Annotated in this window: 21 protein-coding genes; 9 read left to right on the plus strand and 12 right to left on the minus strand. The window is 65.6% G+C overall.

Annotation, left to right across the window (positions count from 1 at the left end; translation table 11 throughout):
* Positions 1-74: 74 nt before the first annotated feature.
* From ACRQ5Q_RS03055 to ACRQ5Q_RS03065, 3 genes are read right to left on the minus strand one after another with little or no spacing between them, the layout of a single operon-like run.
* Positions 75-671 carry a thioredoxin domain-containing protein gene (locus ACRQ5Q_RS03055; protein WP_439395954.1) on the minus strand — a complete coding sequence of 199 codons (597 nt, stop codon included), beginning with the start codon at positions 669-671 and terminating at the stop codon, positions 75-77.
* Positions 664-1125, minus strand: coding sequence for a DsrE family protein (locus ACRQ5Q_RS03060; RefSeq protein ID WP_439372697.1), 462 nt, complete (start codon positions 1123-1125; stop codon positions 664-666). The genes ACRQ5Q_RS03055 and ACRQ5Q_RS03060 overlap by 8 nt, the downstream gene beginning before the upstream one ends.
* Before the next feature lie 20 nt (positions 1126-1145).
* Positions 1146-1574 carry a DoxX family protein gene (locus ACRQ5Q_RS03065; RefSeq protein WP_439372698.1) on the minus strand — a complete coding sequence of 143 codons (429 nt, stop codon included), beginning with the start codon at positions 1572-1574 and terminating at the stop codon, positions 1146-1148.
* 103 nt (positions 1575-1677) lie between these two features.
* Between ACRQ5Q_RS03065 and ACRQ5Q_RS03070 the strand changes: the two genes are divergently transcribed.
* Positions 1678-2562 (plus strand): LysR family transcriptional regulator, encoded by an 885-nt coding sequence (locus tag ACRQ5Q_RS03070; RefSeq protein ID WP_439395956.1) that lies wholly within the window; start codon positions 1678-1680, stop codon positions 2560-2562.
* 6 nt (positions 2563-2568) lie between these two features.
* On the opposite strand, the gene ACRQ5Q_RS03075 is transcribed toward ACRQ5Q_RS03070, so the two are convergent.
* Both ACRQ5Q_RS03075 and ACRQ5Q_RS03080 read right to left on the minus strand, forming a co-directional pair.
* Positions 2569-3714: an acyl-CoA dehydrogenase family protein gene (locus tag ACRQ5Q_RS03075; RefSeq protein WP_439395958.1), complete on the minus strand. Its 1146-nt coding sequence runs from the start codon at positions 3712-3714 to the stop codon at positions 2569-2571.
* A 135-nt stretch (positions 3715-3849) separates the two neighbouring features.
* On the minus strand, positions 3850-3972 hold the full coding sequence (locus ACRQ5Q_RS03080) for an SDR family oxidoreductase (protein WP_439395959.1): 123 nt from the start codon (positions 3970-3972) through the stop codon (positions 3850-3852).
* A 423-nt stretch (positions 3973-4395) separates the two neighbouring features.
* Between ACRQ5Q_RS03080 and ACRQ5Q_RS03085 the strand changes: the two genes are divergently transcribed.
* Positions 4396-5073, plus strand: a complete 678-nt coding sequence (locus tag ACRQ5Q_RS03085; protein WP_439395961.1) for an alpha/beta hydrolase family protein — start codon at positions 4396-4398, stop codon at positions 5071-5073.
* Positions 5074-5076: 3 nt separating this feature from the next.
* Here ACRQ5Q_RS03085 and ACRQ5Q_RS03090 read toward each other — a convergent pair whose 3' ends face one another.
* A complete protein-coding gene (locus tag ACRQ5Q_RS03090; protein WP_439395963.1) occupies positions 5077-6051 on the minus strand; it encodes a ketopantoate reductase family protein in 975 nt (324 codons plus the stop codon).
* Positions 6052-6202: 151 nt separating this feature from the next.
* Between ACRQ5Q_RS03090 and ACRQ5Q_RS03095 the strand changes: the two genes are divergently transcribed.
* From ACRQ5Q_RS03095 to ACRQ5Q_RS03115, 5 genes are all read left to right on the plus strand, one after another.
* Positions 6203-7012, plus strand: a complete 810-nt coding sequence (locus tag ACRQ5Q_RS03095) for an enoyl-CoA hydratase-related protein (RefSeq protein WP_439395964.1) — start codon at positions 6203-6205, stop codon at positions 7010-7012.
* Positions 7013-7168: 156 nt separating this feature from the next.
* The gene (locus ACRQ5Q_RS03100; RefSeq protein WP_439395965.1) at positions 7169-8533 is read left to right on the plus strand and encodes an FAD-dependent oxidoreductase; all 1365 of its coding nucleotides are present in this window, start codon (positions 7169-7171) and stop codon (positions 8531-8533) included.
* Positions 8534-8566: 33 nt separating this feature from the next.
* Positions 8567-9571, plus strand: coding sequence for an ABC transporter substrate-binding protein (locus tag ACRQ5Q_RS03105; protein WP_439372706.1), 1005 nt, complete (start codon positions 8567-8569; stop codon positions 9569-9571).
* 334 nt (positions 9572-9905) lie between these two features.
* On the plus strand, positions 9906-10679 hold the full coding sequence (locus tag ACRQ5Q_RS03110; RefSeq protein ID WP_439395967.1) for an ABC transporter ATP-binding protein: 774 nt from the start codon (positions 9906-9908) through the stop codon (positions 10677-10679).
* A complete protein-coding gene (locus ACRQ5Q_RS03115; RefSeq protein ID WP_439395969.1) occupies positions 10672-11496 on the plus strand; it encodes an ABC transporter permease in 825 nt (274 codons plus the stop codon). Before ACRQ5Q_RS03110 ends, ACRQ5Q_RS03115 begins: the two co-directional genes overlap by 8 nt.
* A 110-nt stretch (positions 11497-11606) precedes the next feature.
* Here ACRQ5Q_RS03115 and gtdA read toward each other — a convergent pair whose 3' ends face one another.
* Entirely contained in the window at positions 11607-12647 is a 1041-nt protein-coding gene (gtdA, locus tag ACRQ5Q_RS03120) for a gentisate 1,2-dioxygenase (RefSeq protein ID WP_439395971.1), read from the minus strand.
* A 105-nt stretch (positions 12648-12752) separates the two neighbouring features.
* On the opposite strand from gtdA, the gene maiA reads away from it, so the two are divergent.
* Together maiA and ACRQ5Q_RS03130 are read left to right on the plus strand one after the other, a co-directional pair.
* Entirely contained in the window at positions 12753-13385 is a 633-nt protein-coding gene (maiA, locus tag ACRQ5Q_RS03125; protein ID WP_439395973.1) for a maleylacetoacetate isomerase, read from the plus strand.
* Positions 13375-13887, plus strand: coding sequence for a MarR family winged helix-turn-helix transcriptional regulator (locus ACRQ5Q_RS03130; protein ID WP_439372711.1), 513 nt, complete (start codon positions 13375-13377; stop codon positions 13885-13887). The genes maiA and ACRQ5Q_RS03130 overlap by 11 nt, the downstream gene beginning before the upstream one ends.
* 52 nt (positions 13888-13939) lie before the next feature.
* Here the strand turns inward: ACRQ5Q_RS03130 and ACRQ5Q_RS03135 are convergent, their stop codons facing one another.
* The 5 genes from ACRQ5Q_RS03135 to ACRQ5Q_RS03155 all read right to left on the minus strand — a co-directional run bounded on the left by ACRQ5Q_RS03135 (position 13940) and on the right by ACRQ5Q_RS03155 (position 19131).
* The gene (locus ACRQ5Q_RS03135; protein WP_439395975.1) at positions 13940-15553 is read right to left on the minus strand and encodes a benzoate-CoA ligase family protein; all 1614 of its coding nucleotides are present in this window, start codon (positions 15551-15553) and stop codon (positions 13940-13942) included.
* Positions 15550-16716 carry an FAD-dependent monooxygenase gene (locus tag ACRQ5Q_RS03140; protein ID WP_439395977.1) on the minus strand — a complete coding sequence of 389 codons (1167 nt, stop codon included), beginning with the start codon at positions 16714-16716 and terminating at the stop codon, positions 15550-15552. The genes ACRQ5Q_RS03135 and ACRQ5Q_RS03140 overlap by 4 nt, the downstream gene beginning before the upstream one ends.
* A 188-nt stretch (positions 16717-16904) precedes the next feature.
* Positions 16905-17069, minus strand: coding sequence for a hypothetical protein (locus ACRQ5Q_RS03145; protein WP_439395979.1), 165 nt, complete (start codon positions 17067-17069; stop codon positions 16905-16907).
* 64 nt (positions 17070-17133) lie between these two features.
* On the minus strand, positions 17134-17979 hold the full coding sequence (locus tag ACRQ5Q_RS03150; RefSeq protein ID WP_439395980.1) for a cysteine rich repeat-containing protein: 846 nt from the start codon (positions 17977-17979) through the stop codon (positions 17134-17136).
* 144 nt (positions 17980-18123) lie between these two features.
* Entirely contained in the window at positions 18124-19131 is a 1008-nt protein-coding gene (locus tag ACRQ5Q_RS03155) for an NADP-dependent oxidoreductase (protein WP_439395982.1), read from the minus strand.
* Positions 19132-19214 lie beyond the last annotated feature (83 nt).

Genomic DNA, 19214 nt, shown 5'->3' on the forward strand with positions numbered 1-19214 from the left:
GTTTTCCGACAAGATCATGCGCAAACAATAAGCTATTAAAGCGCGATGACGACTGATCCTCATCTCATCGTGCTTTAACCCTGCTCGCGATAGAACTGCAGCAGCCGTGCGCCTGCTGGCGAGAGCCAGTCGGGCGCGCCGGCGATGTAGCCCTCGACACGCCCGCCCGTCCCGACGAGATAGGTGATGGGCATTCCGACGATTGAAAACATCTCGGTGGATGCCTCGGCTGCTGCGCCATAGGTATCGACATAGCAGGCGAGGTTCTGCACGGCGAGACCGCCGAGGAACGTGCGGATCCTGCGCAGGTCTTTGGCGTCCGTGCAGATCGCGATGACATCGAGCCGGTCGGGCCGCGAGGCGGCAAGGCTTGCGAGCATCGGCAGATCGAGCTTGCAGGCGGCGCACCAGGTCGCCCAGAAGTTCACCAATGTGATGCGGCCCGCCTTTGCCGCCACGATCGCATCGCGGCCGTGCAAATCCTGAAGCCTGAGCTGTGGCATGAATGCGCGCGGCCGCACCAGTGTGAACTGGTTGCGGCCCGCTTCGAACGCCGGCGGCCAGCTGTCCTGCGTGCCGCTTGCGCGTGGGACTGCGAGCGAGGCCGCCGCGGCCATCAGGATCGATCGCCGCGTCAGCGCCGTGCCGGCCGCAACGGGCTTCTCACGCATGGATATAGGCAAAACCCTTTAGTTGCAGATCCACGACACGCCCGATCCCGAACGGGACGAGGCTCGCGCCTGGGATCGGCGGGATGGAGATCTGCTCCTTGGCTTCAGCGATCGCCTTGGACGAGGCGCACATGCTGAAGGTGAGGTTGGGCACCGACTGCCGCAGCGTCGCGAGCGGCTCGACCAGCGGGCTCTTGTCAGCGCGGAAGACGTCGATACCCTTGCCATTGGCGACGACCTCGATCAGCAGCCGCGCTCCCCTCTCTGCAAAATGCTTGGAGAGGTTGGCCGAGTAGCTGATCGCATGACCCATGACATAGGGCTCGTTGCTGTCGATCAGGATGACGACGCCCTCAGTGAGACGATCCTCCTTGGCCGCGGCAGCGCCGCCGGCGGTGAGGATTGCGGTGCCTGCGAGCAGGCCCCTGCGGGACCATCCGTTGGCTGAGATCATGGCGACGGCGCTCCTGCCGGTCAGAACTGGCGCGGCGCGATCGGAGCCTTGCTGTTGCGTCCCCACAGCACGAACAGGCTGAGCGCCAGCAGGACGACATTGAGCGGCGTTACCGCCGCCTCGCCACGCGAGAGGTGGAAGAAGAGCGCAATCACCTGCAGCACCGCGCAGCCGAGCGCGGCGAGCACCGTCAGCCGCGGCACGATCCGCGTCAGGGCCGGCAGCAGGATGCCGATCCCGCCGGCGAGATCGACCAGCGCGATGGAGCGGACGAACGTTTCGGAATACTGGCCGGCCCACGGCATCATCGCGGCCAGTTGGGGAATTGGCGTGGTCAGCTTGACGAACCCCGCCGAGATGAAGACGACGGCGAGGAGGACCTGGGCAGCCCAGAGGCCGATGCGAATGGCCCGGCCGGGAGCGGGCGTCTCGAAGGTGGTGGTGGACATGATGGTTCTCCAGAATGTGAGGGTTGCCATCATGTGATGATTTCTCCGTTTTTGATCATTATAGGTTCCGGGATAGGTTTCTTTCCTGGATGTTGATGATCTCATGGATTCCTTGGTCAGCATGAGGGTGTTTTGCCTCGTCGCCGAGCTGAAGAGCTTTGCAACCGCGGCGCAGCGCCTGCGCATCTCGCCCGCCATGGCGAGCAAGCACGTGATGCAGCTCGAGAAGCGGCTGGGCACGCGGCTGCTCAACCGGACCAGCCGGCGCGTCAGCCTGAGCGAGAGCGGCGCGATCTATTTCGAGCAGGCGCGGCAGATGTTGGATTCGCTCGACGAGGTCGAGGCCGCCGTCAGCCATGCGACCGTCGTCCCGCGCGGCACGCTGCGGCTGACCGCGCCGGTGTGGATGGCGAACACGATCTTCGTGAGCGTGCTCGCGGACTATCAGGCCCGATATCCGGAGGTGCGCCTCGACATCGATCTCAGCGGGCGCCTCGTCAATCTCGTCGAGGAGGGTTTTGATCTGGCTCTGCGCGCGACGGGCGCACCTGACGAGGCGCTGATCGCACGGCCCATCACCGGCGTTCCGTTCTACATGGTCGCCGCCCCCGCCTTCCTCAAACGCGCGGGCCGCCCGAAGACGCTCGCCGATCTTTCCGGCCAGGCCCTGTTGCACTACGCGCTTTATCCGGGGGAGAGCTTCTCCTTCGAGGGCGAGCAGGGTCCCGAGACCGTCAAGCTCAATCCCGTGCTGCGCAGCGGCAATGAGACGCTGTTGCACATGGCGGCGCTGGAAGGCATGGGCCTCGCCTTCCTGCCGAAATGGCTGGTCACTGCGGACATCGCCGCGGGACGTCTGGAACACGTCATGCCCGGGCACATCGTTTTCGTTGGAAAGCTGTTCGCGGTCTATCCGAGCCGCAAATATCTCTCCGCGAAGGTGCGGACCTTCATCGACTTCGTCGCCGCCGACAAGCGGATGAGGTAGCCGCCGCTACAACGACCGCGCGATCAGCAGCTTCATGATCTCGTTGGTGCCGCCATAGATCTTCTGGATGCGGGAATCGATGAAGATGCGGGAAATCGGGTATTCCTGCATGTAGCCGTAGCCGCCGAACAGCTGGAGGCACTCGTCGGCGGTCTGGACCTGCTTGTCCGAGCACCAGTATTTCGCCATCGATGCCGTCACGGTGTCGAGATCTTTCGCGACCAGGCGCTCGATGCACCAGTCGACGAACACGCGGGCGATCATCGCCTCGGTCTTGCGTTCGGCGAGCGTGAAGGCGGTGTTCTGGAAATCCAGCAGCGGCTTGCCGAACGCCTTCCGCTCCTTGGTGTACTCGGTGGTCAGCTTGACCGCGCGTTCCATCGAGGCGACGGCGCCGACCGCGAGCGCGAGGCGCTCCTGCGGCAATTGCTGCATCAGCTGGACAAAGCCCTGGCCCTCCTCCTTGCCGAGCAGGTTTTCCGGCGGCACGGTCACGTTGTCGAAGAACAGCTCCGACGTGTCGGAGGCGTGCAGGCCGATCTTGTCGAGGTTGCGCCCGCGCTTGTAGCCGTCCGCGCCCGTGGTCTCGACCACGATCAGCGAAATGCCCTTCGCGCCGGCTTCGCCCGTGCGCGCGACCACGATGACGAGATCGGCGGCCTGGCCGTTGGTGATGAACGTCTTCTGGCCGTTGATGACGTAGGAGTTGCCCTGCTTCTTCGCGGTGGTCTTGACGCTTTGCAGGTCCGAGCCGGTGCCGGGCTCGGTCATGGCGATGGCGCCGACCATCTCTCCGCTCGCCATCTTCGGCAGCCAGCGCTTCTTCTGCTCCTCCGAGCCGTAATTGAGGATGTAGTGCGCGACGATGGCGCTGTGCACCGAGACGCCCGTGGTCAGCTCCGGCACCGTGCTCTCGAGATCGTCCAGCACCGCGGCGTCATAGGCGAAGGTCGCGCCGAGGCCGCCATATTCCTCCGGCACGCTCGCCAGCAGCGCGCCCATCTCGCCGAGCCCACGCCAGGCGAACCGGTCGACCATCTTCTGCTCGCGCCATTTCTCGGCATGCGGCGCCAGGTCCCTGGCAAGATATTTCCGGAACTGGTCGCGGAAGACGTCGAGCTCTTCGGTCATCCAGGAGAAGCGGTAGGACATGGCGGCCTCGATCGTTGATGGCGATGTGCCCGCTCAGCCGTGCCACAAGGCCAGATGCGGGCGCAAGCCCGCCGCCTTGCTACGCCTGCCGAGGCTGCCGTGGATTGTGTCTTGAGGCTGCGCCTGGCCGATGCCCTATCCTGCCTGCGCGGTTTTGCCGCCGTCGCCGACGAACTGGCCGCCCGTCGTATAGGAATGATCGTCCGAGGCAAGCACGAGCGCGACCGCCGCGATCTCCTCCGCAGTCGCCCCCCGCAAGCAGGATGCGCGCGAAAAATTCCATGCTCAGGGCCTGGCCTATGTTGAATTCGCGCTGAAGCATCCCGGCCGCCCGTCAGATGATGTTTGCCAGCAAGCGCCTCGTCGCGGACGATCCGCGTCGCAAGCAGGCGAGCAGGGCGGCAGGCCGCGAGTTCGAGGTCATCATCGCCGAGCTTGTCGGAGGGACGCCCAGGCAGGCGAAGACCGCCGCCGCGGCCGCTTGGTGGTTCACGGCTTTGCCAAGCTTGCCCTCGAAGATAAATTCGGTTCAGTGAAGAGCGAAGCCGGCTCCTCAATCACGTGCTGACCTATCTTTGGCCGGCGAGCAGCGTACGCCGCTAGAGCGTTTTCCAGCGAAGTGGATACCTCGCGTGAAGACAACGCACAAAACAAAAGTCTGGATCGAGGATTGAACGCGTCATGATTGCCACGGCGACAGAGCTCAAGCTCGATATCGAACGCGTCGGCACGGTCTCCGCGATCCTGACGCAGCCGGCCCATTCGCGCGCCTGCTACGTCCTCGCGCACGGGGCCGGTGCGGACATGCGGCATGCCTTCATGGAGAAGGCCGCGGCGGGCTTGGCGGATCGCGGCATTGCGACGTTCCGTTTCAATTTCCCCTATATGGAGGCGAAGAAGGGACGTCCCGACCAGCCGGCTGTTGCGCACGCGACGATCCGCGCGGCGGTCGCGGAGGCAGCGCGGCTCTGCCCCGGCGTGAAGCTGATTGCCGGCGGTAAATCATTTGGCGGACGCATGACCTCGCAGGCGCAGTCCAAGGCGCCACTGCCTGGCGTCAAAGGGCTCGCCTTCCTCGGCTTTCCCCTGCATGCGGCCAAGAAGCCGTCGTCCGAGCGCGCCGAGCACCTCGCCGGCATTGCGATCCCCATGCTGTTCCTGCAAGGCACTCGCGATGAGCTTGCCGATCTGAGCTGCCTCAGGCCTGTCGTCGAGAAGCTCGGTGCGAAGGCAACGCTGCATGAGGTCGAGGGAGGGGATCACTCGTTTGCGGTGCTGAAGAAGTCCGGTCGGACGAATGAAGAGGCGCTCAGGGAGGTGCTGGACGCGCTGGTAGCCTGGACCGACGCGATCACCTGAGGCTCAGGCGGAATAAAGCCCCTTGTCGCGCGCCTTCTGGATCGCCAGCGCTGCGATGAGGTCGAGTGTCGGCGTCCACAGGCCGGCGGTGCGCGCGAAGGCCGCCGGTGCCTTCACCAGCACGTCGATCTCAATGGCGCGGCCGAGCTCGTAATCCTGCAGCAGCGACGGCTTGTGGTTGGGGGCGGGGCCGCTGCGGGTGACGCGCTTGACCTCGGGGATGAAATGCTGGGCGATGTCGTTCGCCTCATTCAGCATACGCGGAATCACTTCCGCGAAAGCGGGGTCGTCGCGCACCCCGCGCGCGGTCTGGCCGGTGAGCAGGCAGAGCACCGACAGCGACATGTTGGTCAGCAGCTTTGACCAGATCGCCTCGCGGATCTCGGCCACCGGCGGCGATTCCAGCCGGGCGTCGTTGAGGACGTTGCGGAGCTTGGTGATCCGCTCGCAATTGCGGTCGTCGCATTCGCCGATCAAAAGGCGGTTGCGGTCGGGCGTGAGGTTCTGCACGACGCCGGGCGCGGTCACCTCGTTGGATGAGAAGATGACGCCGCCGATGATCCGCTCCTTCGGAATGCAGGCGCGCAGGCGACCGCCTGGATCGAGGAACGAAATGTCCGGCGGCGTCGGGTGCCGCGGCGGCAGGCCGATCGCGTACCACCAGGGAATGCCGTTCTGCGCGAACACGATGGCGGTGTCGTCTTGCAGCAGCGGCTTGATGCTGGAGACCAGACCGGTCAGCGCGGTCGCTTTCAGCGTGGAGATCACGACGTCCTGCGGGCCGAGCTGGGCCGGATCCCCCGATGCGTTCACCTTGGCGGAAACCTCGGACTCGCCGACCCGCAGCTTGAGGCCGTTCGCGCGTACCGCCTCGAGATGCGCGCCGCGCATCACGCATGAGACCTCATGGCCGGCGCGCGCCAGCCGTACCGCAATGTGGCTGCCGACGGCGCCCGCGCCGAAAATGCAGATGCGCATGTTGATCCCGTCCCTGATCCCGTGAGTGCCGCTCGCGCCAGCATGACACAAGCCGCCATGCGGTGGACGCGGCCGCCCTACGCCGGAAAGATATGGATCAAGGCGCGCGGCCTCGGCCATAGTGCGCGGCAAACAACCGGAGGGATCGCCGATGACTGCCAACCCTGTGCTGTGGAGCCTCGATGAACGCGGGGTTGCGACCGTCACGTTGAACCGGCCGGAGGTGAACAACGCCTATGACGGCGCGCTGATATCAGGCGTGCTGGCGGCCATGGACGACCTTTCCAAGAAGCCGGCCCTGCGGCTCGTCGTTCTCAGGGGCAACGGCAAGCATTTCCAGGCCGGCGCCGACCTCAAATGGATCAACGGCGTGCGGCCGCAATCGGCCGAGGCCAACGAGGCGGCCTCGCGCGCGACCTTTGAGGCCGTGCAGCGCCTCAACACCTTGCCGATCCCGACGGTCGCCCTGGTGCAGGGCGGCTGCTTCGGTGGCGGCACCGGCGTGATCGCGGCCTGCGACGTCGTGATCGCCGCGGATAATGCCCTGTTCTCCATTACCGAGGTGCGCTGGGGCCTGACCGCCGCGATCATCATCCCGCAGCTCTGCGACGCCATTGGCGTCCGGCAAGTCCGGCGCTACGCGCTCACCGGCGAACGCTTCGGTGCCGAGGATGCCCGCCGCATCGGCCTCGTCCACGACGTGGTGCCGCTCGCCGATCTCGAAGCCGCAGGAGCCAAGGTGGTCGAGCAGCTGCTCGCCAACGGGCCGGAGGCGATGGCCGAGACCAAGAAGCTCGCGCTGGAGAGCTCGTTCGGCGGCATGGCGGTGGACGACGCCGCCTACAAGCGGCTCGTGCAGCTGCACTCGCTCAAGCGCCAGAGCACGGAAGCCGCGGAAGGGCTGGCCTCGTTCGCGGAGAAACGGGCGGCGAATTGGGGCGCGGCAAGAGCTGAGGGTTAGCGCTCAGCAGCCGCGGCAGATGTTGTTGATGCTGCGATGGACGGCATCGTCGTCCTGTCGCATCTGGCGCATCGATTCGAGCGTCTTGCTCTCGTCGGTAACGGGTGCCGGCTTGCGCTTTGCTCGCAAGCAAGGAATTTTGGGAAGGGACGCGCCATGCGGGCCACGACGATCGAAGAACCGGCACGGAAGGTGCCGCTCTATGGCGAATATGAAGTCGTCGTGCTCGGCGGCGGTCCGGCTGGCATTGTCGCGGCAGCCTCAGCCGCGCGCGCCGGGAGGAAGACGCTGCTGATCGAGCGCTACGGCTTCCTCGGCGGCATGGGCACCGCCGCCGGCGTCACCAATTTCTGCGGCCTGCACGGCAATGTCTACGGCAAGGCGCACCGGCTGGTGCAGGGCATGGCGTCCGATCTGCTGGCACGGATCGATCGTCTGAACGGCCTCAACACGCCGCACCTGATCCTCGGCAAGGTCTTCGCTCAGGCCTACGACACCGCGGCCTACAAGATCGCGGCCGATCAACTGCTCGCGAGCCACAAGGTGCACATCCTCTTCCATGCGCTCGGCGCCGGCGTGGTGATGGGTGATAACAGCCGCATCGACGCGCTGCTGGTCGAGACCAAGGCCGGTCGGCAGGCGGTGCGCGCGGAGATCTTCATTGATTGCTCCGGCGACGGCGATCTCGCCGTGTGGGCCGGTGCGCCGTTCGAAATCGGCGACGAGAACGGCCATCCGCTCTATCCCTCGATGATGCTGCGTCTCAACGGCATCGATCCGGAGAAAGCGGGCGAGGCCTGGCGCACCATCCCGCAATTGATGGAAAAGGCGCTCGCGGCCGGCACGCACACATTTCCGCGCAAGAGCGCGATCGTGCGGCCGCAAAAGTCCGGCATCGAGTGGCGGGTGAACTTTACGCAAGTGGCGCGCGAGGATGGCCACGCCATCAATGGCGTCGAGCCCGACGATCTCACCCGCGGCGAGATCGAGGGCCGCAAGCAGGCGCTCGCGGCGTTCGAATTCCTGCGCACGGTGCCCGGGTTCGAGAAGTCCTACATCGTCGACCTGCCGCCGCAGCTCGGCATCCGCGAAACCCGCCGCATCAAAGGCGGCTACCAGCTCAGCGGCGAGGACGTGCTCGGCTGCGCCTCGTTCGAGGACTCGGTCGGCGTCAACGGCTGGCCGATCGAGGCCCATGTTCCCGGCGATGTCGTCTTCACTTTCCCGCCGATCCCGGAATCCCGGGGCTACAACGAGCTGCCCTACCGGATGCTGGTGCCCGAGGGCGTCGACAACCTCCTGGTCGCTGGCCGCTGCGCCTCGATGACCCATGAGGGCCAGTCGGCGGCACGGGTCTCCGGTGCCTGTTTTGTGATGGGCGAGGCAGCCGGTTCCGCTGCCGCATTGGCGCTCTCCGGAAACCGGCTTCCACGCGAAATCCCCATTGAAAAATTGCAGGAAACGTTGAAACAACAGGGCGCCTTCATCGGGCGGGATCAGCCCGTGCCGGAAGGTCTGTGACGGTCTGCTGAAGAAGACGACGGAGAAAACGGGATGATCGGAATTGCAAGGCTCGCAGCTGCTGGCCTGTTGGCGATCATGGCGATGGGCTCGGCGCGGGCCGAGGACGCGCTGAAGGTCAAGGTGGGCGTGCTTCGCCTGTCGTCCTCCGCGCCCGTTTTCATCGCGCAGGACAAGGGCTATTTTCACGAGGCCGGTCTCGACGTCGAGCTGAAGTTCTTCGATGCGGCGCAGCCGATCGCGGTCGCGACCACCTCGGGCGACGTCGATTTCGGCGTCACCGCCTTCACCGCCGGTCTCTACAATCTCGCCGGCAAGGGCACGCTGAAGGTGATCGGCGGCATGAGCCGCGAGAAAGCAGGCTATCCCCTGATCGGCTATTTCGCCAGCAACAACGCCTATGCGGCCGGCCTGAAGACGCCAAAGGATCTCGCGGGAAAGCGCGTGGCGATGACGCAGGTCGGATCGAGCTTTCACTATTCGCTCGGCCTGCTCGCCGACAAATACGGCTTCAAGCTTGCTGACGTGAAGATCGTGCCGCTGCAATCGCTGTCGAATGCAGCCGCCGCGCTGAAGGGCGAGACCGTCGATGCGGCGTTACTGCCCATCTCCACCGCGCGAAAACTGATGGACGAGGGCGGCGCGAAGTTTCTGGGCTGGGTCGGCGACGAAACGCCCTGGCAACTGGGCGCGGTGTTCGCCTCGCCGAAGACGCTGACCAACAAGGTGTTGGTGACGAAATTCCTCGGCGTGCTCGCAAAGGCCGACCGCGAGTATCACGACGTGATCCTGGCTTCGATGAAGGACGGCATCGCGCCGATCAACGAGCAGACAAAGCCGCTACTGGAAATCATCGCAAAATACACCAATCTGCCGGTCGAGCAGGTGGTCGGCAATTGCGCCTATATCGATCCCGACGGCAAGCTCGACGTCAAGAACGTCGACAACCAGATCAAATGGCTGCAGGAGCAGGGTTTTGCCGACAAGGGCTTTGACGCCGATGCGATCATCGCCAGCGATTATGTCAAGGCGGATTGATGCTGAGGATGCTGTCTCTCGCGACGGGCGATCTGCCACCCTCCCCTGGAGGGCACGGCAATCGCATATGGCGCGCACGACGTGGCGGCATCGGCGGTAGGCTCCCTCTCCCGCTTGCGGGGGAGGGCTGGGGTGGGGGTGTCTCCGCGGCGGGATTGCCCAGGGTTGCGGACGATATCCCAGCGGGGAGAGAGCCCTCACCCGCCGCGTTCTGCGAGCGCGTCGGCCTCTCCCGCAAGCGGGAGAGGCGGAGCAAGCCCGCGGACGATCCCGGTGAAATCCATATGCGATCGTCCTGCCCTCCGGGGAAGGGTGAAGGACGCGGGCACCGCGCATGGACCTGATCGCCAGCCACATCACCCATCGCTTTGGCGATCTCGCCGTGCTCGACGACGTCTCCTTCACCGTCGGCGCGGGCGAGGTGGTGGCGATCGTGGGGCCCTCGGGTTGCGGCAAGAGCACGCTGCTGTCCATACTGGGTGGCTTGTTGCAGCCGACGTCGGGCGCGCCCGAGCTGCGCGGGGCGCCGCCGGCGGACAGTCTCAACCCGCTCACCTTCGTGTTCCAGGATTTTGCGCTGCTGCCCTGGGCGACGGTGGAGGAGAACGTCGAATTCCCGCTGCTGCACACCCAGCTTTCGGCCGCGCAGCGCCGCGCGCTGGTCGAGGACGCCTTGCGTCGTACCGGGCTGACCGATTTTCGCCAGACCTACCCAAAACAGCTCTCCGGCGGCATGCGCCAGCGCGTCGGCATTTCGCGCGCGCTGGCTGCGAAGCCTGCGATCCTGCTGATGGACGAGCCGCTCTCGGCGCTGGATTCGCAGACACGCGAGCTCCTGATGGAGGATTTCGTTCGCCTGCTCGCCGATGGCGGCATGGGCGCGGTCTACGTCACCCACAACCTCGAAGAGGCTGCGCGGCTTGCCGACCGCATCGTGGTGCTGTCGCGGCGGCCGGGGCGTATCCGCGAGGTCGTCACCGTGCCGACGACGCGCGCGGCGCGCGGTGAAGCCGCCGCGCGCGAAAAGCTGCTCGCGCTGCAGAACCAGATCTGGTCGCTGATCCGCAACGAGGCGATCGATGCCGAGCGCGAGGTCCAGCATGCTTGATCGCGCCGCGAGCGATGTGGCTCCGAAGGACGAGGTAACCCGGCGCGTCCGCTTCCGCGGCGCCGGGTTCGTGCCCGCCTCGAGCCGTTTCGGCGGCTGGATCGCGCTCGCCCTCGTCATCGCGATCTGGCAGGCCGCCGGAAGCACCGGCCTCGTCAATCCGCTGTTCCTGCCGGCGCCGTCGGCGATCGCGCGCGCGATCTACCGGCTCGCGGTGTCGGGCGCGCTGTGGCAGCATCTGTCCGCTTCGGTCTTGCGCATCGGCGTCGGCTGGCTGCTCGGCACCGTGGCCGGGGTCGCCGTCGGCTTCGCCATCGGCCTGTCGCGGCTGGCGCGCAGCGTCGGCATCACCTTCATCTCGGCGCTGTTCCCGATCCCGAAAATCGCGCTGCTGCCGCTGCTCATCCTCTGGCTCGGCATCGGCGAAGAGCCGAAGATCGCGACCATTGCCTTGGGCGTGTTCTTCTCGACTGCGATCTCGGTCTATAGCGGTGTCGATGCGGTGCCGCGCAACCTGATCCGCATGGCGCAGAGCTTCAACGTTCCCTTCGCCACCATCGTGCGCAAGGTGATCTGGCCGGGCGCGCTGCCCGCGATCCTCGCCGGCTTCCGCATCACCGCTTCCGTCGCGCTTTTGCTCGTCGTCAGCGCCGAGATGATCGGCGCGCAATACGGCATCGGCGCCTTCGTGCTCCAGGCCGGCAATCTGATGCAGACCGATCAGCTGCTCGCGGGCGTGGTGATCCTGTCGGTGTTCGGCCTCGCGGTGGGGAGGGTGATCGGCTGGCTGGAGACGCGGTTGCTGCACTGGCGGTGAAGCATACTCCCGTCATTGCGAGCGCGGCGAAGCAATCCAGAATCCCTCCGCGGTGACAGTCTGGATTGCTTCGCTGCGCTGGCAACGACGATGTGGCCGGCACGTCGGCTTCACGCGTTCCCGCGATCCTCCCGGAACAGATCCAGCTTCTGCTGCACCGGCCGATCCGAGAAGCTGAAAAGCACGGCGTCCTCGTCCGCCTCGTGCGTCACCCAGTGCCAGCTCGGCACCACGAACAGATCGCGCGGGGCCCATTCGAACACCGCGTCGCCGATGCGGCTGCGGCCGCGGCCCTCGATCGGGCAGAACACGGTGGCATCGGTCGAACGATAGCACGCGGTCTTGAAACCCTTCGGCAGCAGCTGGATGAAGGTGCCGATGGTCGGCATGGCGAAATCGCCGGTCTCGGGGTTGCTGAATTTCAGCTTCAGCCCGTGACAGGCGTCCCACTCCTGGCGCGTCCTGGCCTTCTCCAGCGCCTCGCGGGTGTAGGCATAGGGATAGCTGAAGATCGGCGAGGTCTTCGAGCTTCGCTTCACGTCCACCGGCAGCAGATTATGGCCGTAGCGGGCGAAGCTGTCGCCGGCAGGCTTGGTGATCTTCTGCTGGTCTTCCTTCGAGCCTTCCGCGAAGGAGCAGTCGAAGAACCGCACCAGCGGGATATCGAGCCCGTCGAGCCAGAACATCGGCTCATCGGTCTCGTTGGAATGATCGTGCCAGGTCATCGACGGTGTGATGATGAAATCGCCGGGCTCCATCGCGGTGCGCTCGCCGTCCACCGCGGTGTGGGCGCCCTTGCCTTCGAGCACGAAGCGCAGCGCCGACTGGCTGTGGCGATGGGCGGGCGCGACGTCGCCAGGCACCACCATCTGCACGCCGGCATAGAGCGAGGTCGTGATCCTGGACTGGCCGCGCAGGCCCGGGTTCTCAAGCACAAGCACGCGCCGCTCGGCTTCCTTGGCGGTGATGAGCTTGCCGGCCTCGGTCATGTAATCGCGGATGACGTCGAACTTCCAGAGATGCGGCCGGCAGGGGCTCCTCGGCTCCGGCGTGATCAAATCGCTCATCACCGTCCATAGCGCGGTGAGATTTTCGCCGTCGATCTTCCTGTAAAACGCCTCGCGTTCCGGCGTCTTGGTCACGGCTTCCATGGCGCGGCTCCCGTCGTCTCTCGCTGAGATTGACAGCATACTGACAATCTTTGTAGCGTCAATGGCGGCTTCGGCTGCTGCAACGAGAAAACCGGGAGGGTTCCGATGAAGCTGCACGGCTATTTCCGCTCCAGCGCCGCCTATCGCGTGCGGATCGCGCTGAACCTCAAGGGCCTCGGCGCCGAGCACTTGCCGCATCATTTGCGCAAGGGCGAGCAATGCGCGCCCGCTTATCTTGCCATCAATCCGCAGGGCCTGGTGCCGGCGCTGGAGGACGATGCGGGTGCGGTGCTGACCCAATCGGTCGCCATCATCGAATGGCTCGATGAGACCCATCCGAATCCGCCGCTGTTGCCCAAGGAGCCGCTGCGCCGCGCCAAGGTACGCGCGTTCGCGCTGGCGATCGCCTGCGACACCCATCCGGTGCAGAATTTGAAGGTGCTGGCGCGGCTGCGTGAGCTCGGCCTGCCCGAGGACAAGGTGCAGGACTGGGCCGCCTGGGTCAATCGCGAGGGCCTGTCGGCCTGCGAGACGCTGATCAAGGGCGAGAAGGGCCCGTTCTGCTTCGGCGATGCGCCGACGCTCGCCGATCTCTGCCTGGTGCCGCAGCTTGCCAATGCGCGCCGCTTCGGCGTCGATGTCTCGGCCTATCCGCGCCTGCTGAAGGCCGAGGCCGCCGCCACGGCGCTGCCCGTCTTCGCCAATGCCGCGCCGGAGAAGCAGCCCGATGCCGAGTAAGCCTTCTGCTCCGATCACGATCGACGCGGTCTATGCCGCGCCGGGCTATCTGTTCCGACGCATGCAGCAGATCGCGGTGTCGATCTTCATGGAGGAGTGCAAGGCGTTCGATCTCACGCCGGTGCAATATGCCGCGCTGATCGCGATCCACACCCATCCCGGTATCGACGCGACGCGACTGTCGGCGGTGATCGCTTTCGACCGCTCCACGCTCGGCAGCGTGATCGAGCGGCTGCAGGCCAAGGACTATATCGAGCGCAAGCCCGCGCCCGAGGACAAGCGGATCAAGCTGCTCTATCTGACGAAATCAGGCGCCGCGATCCTGCGCGAGATCATCCCCGCCGTCGAGCGCGCCCAGGCGCGCATGCTGGAGCCGCTGAAGCCGGCGGACCGCAAGACGCTGATGGCGCTGATGACGCAGCTCGTCGACCTCAACAACGAGGCCTCGCGCGTGCCGCTGCGGGCGGAGGACGCGCTGGAGCATCTGGGCAAGGGCGGGTGAGGGATGTGAGGCTGCGCCGGGACGACACTGCGTGTGTGGCGGCACTACCGCTTCACATCCGCAACAACGCCTGCCGGTCGATCTTCCCCGTCCCCGTCTTCGGCAACTCGTCGATGAAGATCACCTCGCGCGGATATTTGTAGGGCAGCAGCTTGCCCTTCACGTAATCCTGCAGCTTCCGCGCAGCCTCGCTCTGGTCCACCGCGCGGTTGTTCATCACCACCACCGCCTTCAGCGTCATCCGGCGATCCGGCAGCTCGGCTGCGAACACCGCGCATTCGCGGATGTCGGGGTGGTCGGCGAGGCAGAGCTCGACCTCGAGCGGGTAGACCCACTGGCCGGAGATCTTGATGAGATCATCGGCGCGACCGCGGAAGAAGTGGAAGCCGTCGGCATCGCGGATGAAGCGGTCGCCGGTATAGATCCAGCCGCCCTCGCGGATCGTCTCCGCGGATTTGTCCGGCCGGTTCCAGTACAGCGGCGTGTTGGAATCGCCGCGCACCCACAAAATGCCCTCCTCGTTGTCGCCGACGTCGCGCCCGTCCTTGTCGCGCAGCGCGACCTCGTAGCCGGGTACGCGCAAGCCCGCGGCCCCGAGCTTCTTCTGCTCGGGGCGGTTGGAGAGATAGATGTGCAGCACCTCGGTCGAGCCGAGACCTTCGACGATCTCGAGCCCCGTGAGCGTCTTCCAGCCGTTGAAGACCTCTGCCGAGAGCACTTCCGCGGCGGAGAGCGCCATGCGCAGCGACGAGAAATTCGTCTTCTCTGCCCCCTCGGCCTTGGTCAGTGAGGTATAGAGCGTCGGCAGGCCGAAGAAGACCGTCGGCCTGTACTGCTCGATCGCCGCGAAGATCGCCGCCGGTTTCGGCTGGCCCGGCAGCAGCAGCGTCGCCGCGCCCGCCGAGAACGGGAAGGTGACGGAATTGCCAAAACCGTAGGCGAAGAAGATCTTTGGCACCGAGAAGCAGATGTCGTCGGACGTCAGCTTCAGCACATTCTGCGCGAAGGCGAGCTCGCTATAGGCCATGTCGTGCTGGAGATGCACGATGCCCTTGGGCCGGCCGGTGGAGCCGGAGGAATACATCCAGAACGCCATCTCGTTGCGATCGGTGGCAGCTTCGGCGAGCTCGGTCGGGAATTGCGCGAGCCAGCTCGCCGCCGCGATCGCGGCAGGCGAGGCATGCTCGCCGACCGCGCCATTGACGACGATCAGCGTCTGCAGCTTCGTGTCCTTGCACGCCTCGGCATTGAAGCGCGCGCAGAACTCGGCATCGGCGACCGCAACGGCAGCACCGGAATCGACGAGATAGAATTGCAGCAGGTCCGGTGGCGTCAGCGTGTTGATCAGCAGCGGCACGAAGCCGGCGCGCACCGCGCCGAAGAAGGCGGCGGGATAGGCCGTCGTGTCGTCGAGGAACAGCAGCACGCGGTCGCCGCGCGTCAGGCCGAGCGAGGCGAAGCCGTTGCCCCAGCGGCAGGCCTCCGCGCACAGCTCGGCATAGGTCCGCGTGCCCGCCGGCCCGATCAACGCGAGCTTGTCGCTGCGGCCCTGTGCCAGATTGTCGAACAGCACGCGGCTGGCGTTATAGACTTGCGGAACGGCAAAGCCGATCTCGCGCGCGCCCGGGCTGTCGGCGGGCACCTGGTCCCGAATCTCGTTGCTCATGCCGTAACCTCGCCGGCCGCATCCCCGCCGTCGCCTGTGCCATTCTTGGCGGCCTCGTAGCGCGCCATGAAGACCGGCGACATGTGGCGCAGGCGTGCATCGTCGATGCGCCCGGAGCGCGTGATGTAGCTGTAGGCGAAATCCATCAGGTCGAGCTGCATGTGCTGGGCGAAGTGCTCGTACCAGAAAGCGCTGGTGCGGGCCGCGTTGACCAGCTTCTGCACCACCGGCTTGCGCTCTGCCTGGTAGCGCTGCAGCGCGGTGGCCAGATGCGCATCGGATTCAAGCGCCTTGACCAGCGCGATCGCGTCCTCGATCGCAAGGCGCGTACCGGAGCCGATCGAGAAATGCGCCGAGTGCAGGGCGTCGCCGAGCAGCACCATGTTCTTGAACGACCAGTGCTCGTTCCAGACCCAGGGGAAATTGCGCCAGACCGATTTGTTGGAGACGAGGCAATGGCCGCCCAGCGTGTCGGCAAACACCTCCTCGCAGACGCCCTTGGATTGCTCGACGTCCTTGTAGGCGAAGCCATAGGCCTGCCAGGTCGCGTGGTCGCATTCGACCAGGAAGGTGCTCATCGTCGGCGAATAACGGTAGTGATGGGCGTTGAAGACGCCGCGATCGGTCTTCACGAAGGTCTGCGACAGCGTGTCGAATCGCTTCGACGTGCCGTACCAGACGAATTTGTTGGAGGAGTAGGACAGCGAGGTGCCGAAATCGCCCTCATAAGCGCGGCGCACCAGCGAGTTCAGCCCGTCGGCGGCAACGATCAGATCGTGGCCATTGAGCTGGTCGATCGCGTGAATCGGCGTGTCGAAACGCGGGGTGACGCCGGCACCGAGCGCGCGCTGCTGCAGGAACTTCAGGAGCTCGAGCCGCCCGATCGAGGAGAAGCCCACTCCGTCGATGGCGACGCTGTCGCCATGCAGGTTCAGCGTGATGTTCTCCCAGCTCTCCATATGAGGCGCGATCGCGTCGACCGTCTCGGGGTCGTCGGCGCGCAGGAACTCCAGGGCCTGATCGGAGAACACGACGCCAAAGCCCCAAGTCGCGTCGGCCGGGTTCTGTTCGAACAGGTCGACTTGATCCTCGGCGTGACGCTTCTTCCAGAGATAGGCGAAGTAGAGCCCGCCGGGCCCCCCGCCAATCACGGCGATCCGCAACGTCTGCCTCCCTAATTGACAGTATACTTACTATCTAGGGGTAGACTAATGTGCTCCGACGTCCGGCGCCAGAGGAATTATCGACAAGGCCGGCACGCCGAAACTCGCTTTCGGACCCGCGCTTTGCGCGTGTCCAAAATCCTCGGGCACGAACCATAGCCAAACCGCGCCGCATTGGCCACCCGGGGTCAGACGCAGCGCTTCACGTAGACGCCGTTCACCCAGCACCCTGGTAGGACCACCGGAACCGGCTTGCGGACGACGACGTCCGCGTTCGGCCCGGCGCAACCGGCGCGATAGACGCCGCGCGTGCACACCACCGCGTCGGCGTCGGTGGCCTCGAAGGTCCGCACGAAAATTCATTCGCGCGATGACTTCGTTATGGCCGCGCGCTTTGGCACGGCATCGTGCCTCGCCTCACCGGGCAGCGAACGGGGCGAGCACGTCCTTGCACGCCGGCGACAGCGAGGCGGCGTTGTTGGAGATGCACTGGATGATGCGGCCGCCGCCGGGCGCGAGGCCGGCGCACAGCGTACGGATGTCGGCGCCGCAGGCCGACCGGACGATGAACAATTCTTCGCGAGGCCGCAATGGGCGCAGCACGATGACGGCCGATGCCGCGGCGGGCGCTGCCGCTGCGGCCGGTGCGGCACCAGAAGTAGGCGCGGCCGCCGGGGCACCGCCGCCGAATGCCGCATTCACGGCCTTGGCGCAGCCCGCCGACACCTTCTCTTTGTTCTTCTCCAGACATTCGAGCGCGGGTGCGCCGCCCGGCGGCACGCCGGCGCAAACCTTGGGATAGTCGCCGCGGCAGGCGCTCTTGATCGCGGAGACCTGCGCGCTGCTCGGCTGCTTTGGTGCTGCCGCTTTCGGGGCGGCTGCCGCTGCCGGTTTGGCCGCGGGCTCGGCGGCGGGCGCAGCTTCCGCCTTTGCAGGCTCGGATTTGGCAGGCTCGGATTTGGCAGGCTCGGATTTGGCGGGCGCCGCTTCGGTCTTCGGCGCGGCCGCCGGCTCGACCGCGCGAACCGCGGACTGGCATCCCGATGACAGGCTGGACATGTTCTTGGCGAGGCATTGATACGCCTCGACGCCGCCGGGCGTCACGCTCGCGCAATGCGCGATGAAGTCCGAGCGGCATGCGGAGCGGATCGCACTCTTCTGGGCCTCGGTCGGCGCCTGCGCGACCGCGTCTGTTGCAGTTGCGAAGAGAGTTGCGGCAAGCAACGCGGTGCGCGTCGATGCAAGTTTCAACATGTTGAACATTTGAATGAATCCCTGCGGGTCGGTCCGCCGACAATCTTCAAAAGGTATGCAAACGCAATCGTCGCGAGTAATGCTTCGCGAGCCGCATCTTTGGCGCCTTTGGCCTCTACCGCAAGTAGATAGTGTCCGGGCGACCGTGGGTAACTATGTCGTAAGCTTCACCATGCGCTTGCCGCGGTTCTCGCCTGCGAGCAGTCCGATCAGCGCTTTCGGTGTGTTCTCGAGGCCATCGATGATGTCCTCCTGCACCTTCAGTTTGCCGGATTTCACCCAGGCCTGGAGATCGGCGAGCGCGCGCTGGCTGTCCTTCATGTAGTCCATCACGATGAAGCCCTGCATCACCAACCGCTTCACCACGATCAGCCCGGGCACGCCGCGCGGGCCGTGTGCGGCGGGCGCGCCATCATATTGCGAGATCGCGCCGCAGCAGGCGATGCGACCGTAATTGTTCATTTGCGGCAGGCAGGCTTCCAGAATGTCGCCGCCGACATTGTCGAAATAGACGTCGATGCCCTTGGGCGCTGCCGCGCGAAGCGCCCTGAACACGGCGCCGTCCTTGTAGTCGACGGCGGCATCGAAGCCGAGCTCGGAGGTCAGCCAGTGGCACTTATCAGTGCCGCCGGCGATGCCGATGACACGGCACCCCTTGATCTTGGCGATCTGTCCGACGATCGAGCCGACCGATCCCGCGGCCGCCGAGACCACGACCGTCTCGCCCTCCTTGGGCTTGCCGACCTCCAGCAGGCCGAAATAGGCGGTGAGGCCGGCGATGCCGAACACGCTGAGCAGATGCGTCATCGGCTCGAGCTTCGGCATCCTGGTCAGATGCTTCGCCGGCACCGCGGCAAACTCCTGCCAGCCGGTGTCGCCGAACACGATGTCACCGGGTGCAAGCCCCTCGGCCTTTGAGCTGACGACCTCGGCGATGGCGCCGCCGGCCATCACGCTGTTGGCCTCGACGGCCGAACGATACGTCGCGCCGTGCATCCAGGCGCGGTTGGCCGCGTCGAGCGAGATGTATCGCACGCGCAGCAAAGCCTCGCCGTCCTTCGGCTCCGGCATCGCGCCGTCGATCATCTCGAAATGTTCGGGACCGAGCTTGCCGCTGGGCTTTTCCACCAGCAGGATCTGGCGATTGGTGTTGCCGCTCATGGCGTTTCCCTCTTCATTCGCTTGACGATTATTGGTGCAGCCGTCGCAAAGAAAGCGTGCAGGCCGCATTCGTTGTGCGCTGC

It is taken from the genome of Bradyrhizobium sp. PMVTL-01 (genome assembly GCF_051861855.1).
Lineage (GTDB): Bacteria > Pseudomonadota > Alphaproteobacteria > Rhizobiales > Xanthobacteraceae > Bradyrhizobium.

Excerpts from the sequence above, each read along its gene's own strand:
- ACRQ5Q_RS03155 (WP_439395982.1), bottom strand. The coding sequence starts at position 19,131 with ATGAGCGGCAACACCAATCGCCAGATCCTGCTGGTGGAAAAGCCCAGC.
- gtdA (WP_439395971.1), bottom strand. The coding sequence starts at position 12,647 with ATGGAAGCCGTGACCAAGACGCCGGAACGCGAGGCGTTTTACAGGAAG.
- ACRQ5Q_RS03100 (WP_439395965.1), top strand. The coding sequence starts at position 7,169 with ATGCGGGCCACGACGATCGAAGAACCGGCACGGAAGGTGCCGCTCTAT.
- ACRQ5Q_RS03115 (WP_439395969.1), top strand. The coding sequence starts at position 10,672 with ATGCTTGATCGCGCCGCGAGCGATGTGGCTCCGAAGGACGAGGTAACC.
- ACRQ5Q_RS03060 (WP_439372697.1), bottom strand. The coding sequence starts at position 1,125 with ATGATCTCAGCCAACGGATGGTCCCGCAGGGGCCTGCTCGCAGGCACC.
- ACRQ5Q_RS03135 (WP_439395975.1), bottom strand. The coding sequence starts at position 15,553 with ATGAGCAACGAGATTCGGGACCAGGTGCCCGCCGACAGCCCGGGCGCG.
- ACRQ5Q_RS03065 (WP_439372698.1), bottom strand. The coding sequence starts at position 1,574 with ATGTCCACCACCACCTTCGAGACGCCCGCTCCCGGCCGGGCCATTCGC.
- ACRQ5Q_RS03055 (WP_439395954.1), bottom strand. The coding sequence starts at position 671 with ATGCGTGAGAAGCCCGTTGCGGCCGGCACGGCGCTGACGCGGCGATCG.
- ACRQ5Q_RS03075 (WP_439395958.1), bottom strand. The coding sequence starts at position 3,714 with ATGTCCTACCGCTTCTCCTGGATGACCGAAGAGCTCGACGTCTTCCGC.
- ACRQ5Q_RS03095 (WP_439395964.1), top strand. The coding sequence starts at position 6,203 with ATGACTGCCAACCCTGTGCTGTGGAGCCTCGATGAACGCGGGGTTGCG.
- ACRQ5Q_RS03105 (WP_439372706.1), top strand. The coding sequence starts at position 8,567 with ATGATCGGAATTGCAAGGCTCGCAGCTGCTGGCCTGTTGGCGATCATG.
- ACRQ5Q_RS03085 (WP_439395961.1), top strand. The coding sequence starts at position 4,396 with ATGATTGCCACGGCGACAGAGCTCAAGCTCGATATCGAACGCGTCGGC.
- maiA (WP_439395973.1), top strand. The coding sequence starts at position 12,753 with ATGAAGCTGCACGGCTATTTCCGCTCCAGCGCCGCCTATCGCGTGCGG.
- ACRQ5Q_RS03090 (WP_439395963.1), bottom strand. The coding sequence starts at position 6,051 with ATGCGCATCTGCATTTTCGGCGCGGGCGCCGTCGGCAGCCACATTGCG.
- ACRQ5Q_RS03110 (WP_439395967.1), top strand. The coding sequence starts at position 9,906 with ATGGACCTGATCGCCAGCCACATCACCCATCGCTTTGGCGATCTCGCC.
- ACRQ5Q_RS03150 (WP_439395980.1), bottom strand. The coding sequence starts at position 17,979 with ATGTTCAACATGTTGAAACTTGCATCGACGCGCACCGCGTTGCTTGCC.
- ACRQ5Q_RS03070 (WP_439395956.1), top strand. The coding sequence starts at position 1,678 with ATGGATTCCTTGGTCAGCATGAGGGTGTTTTGCCTCGTCGCCGAGCTG.
- ACRQ5Q_RS03130 (WP_439372711.1), top strand. The coding sequence starts at position 13,375 with ATGCCGAGTAAGCCTTCTGCTCCGATCACGATCGACGCGGTCTATGCC.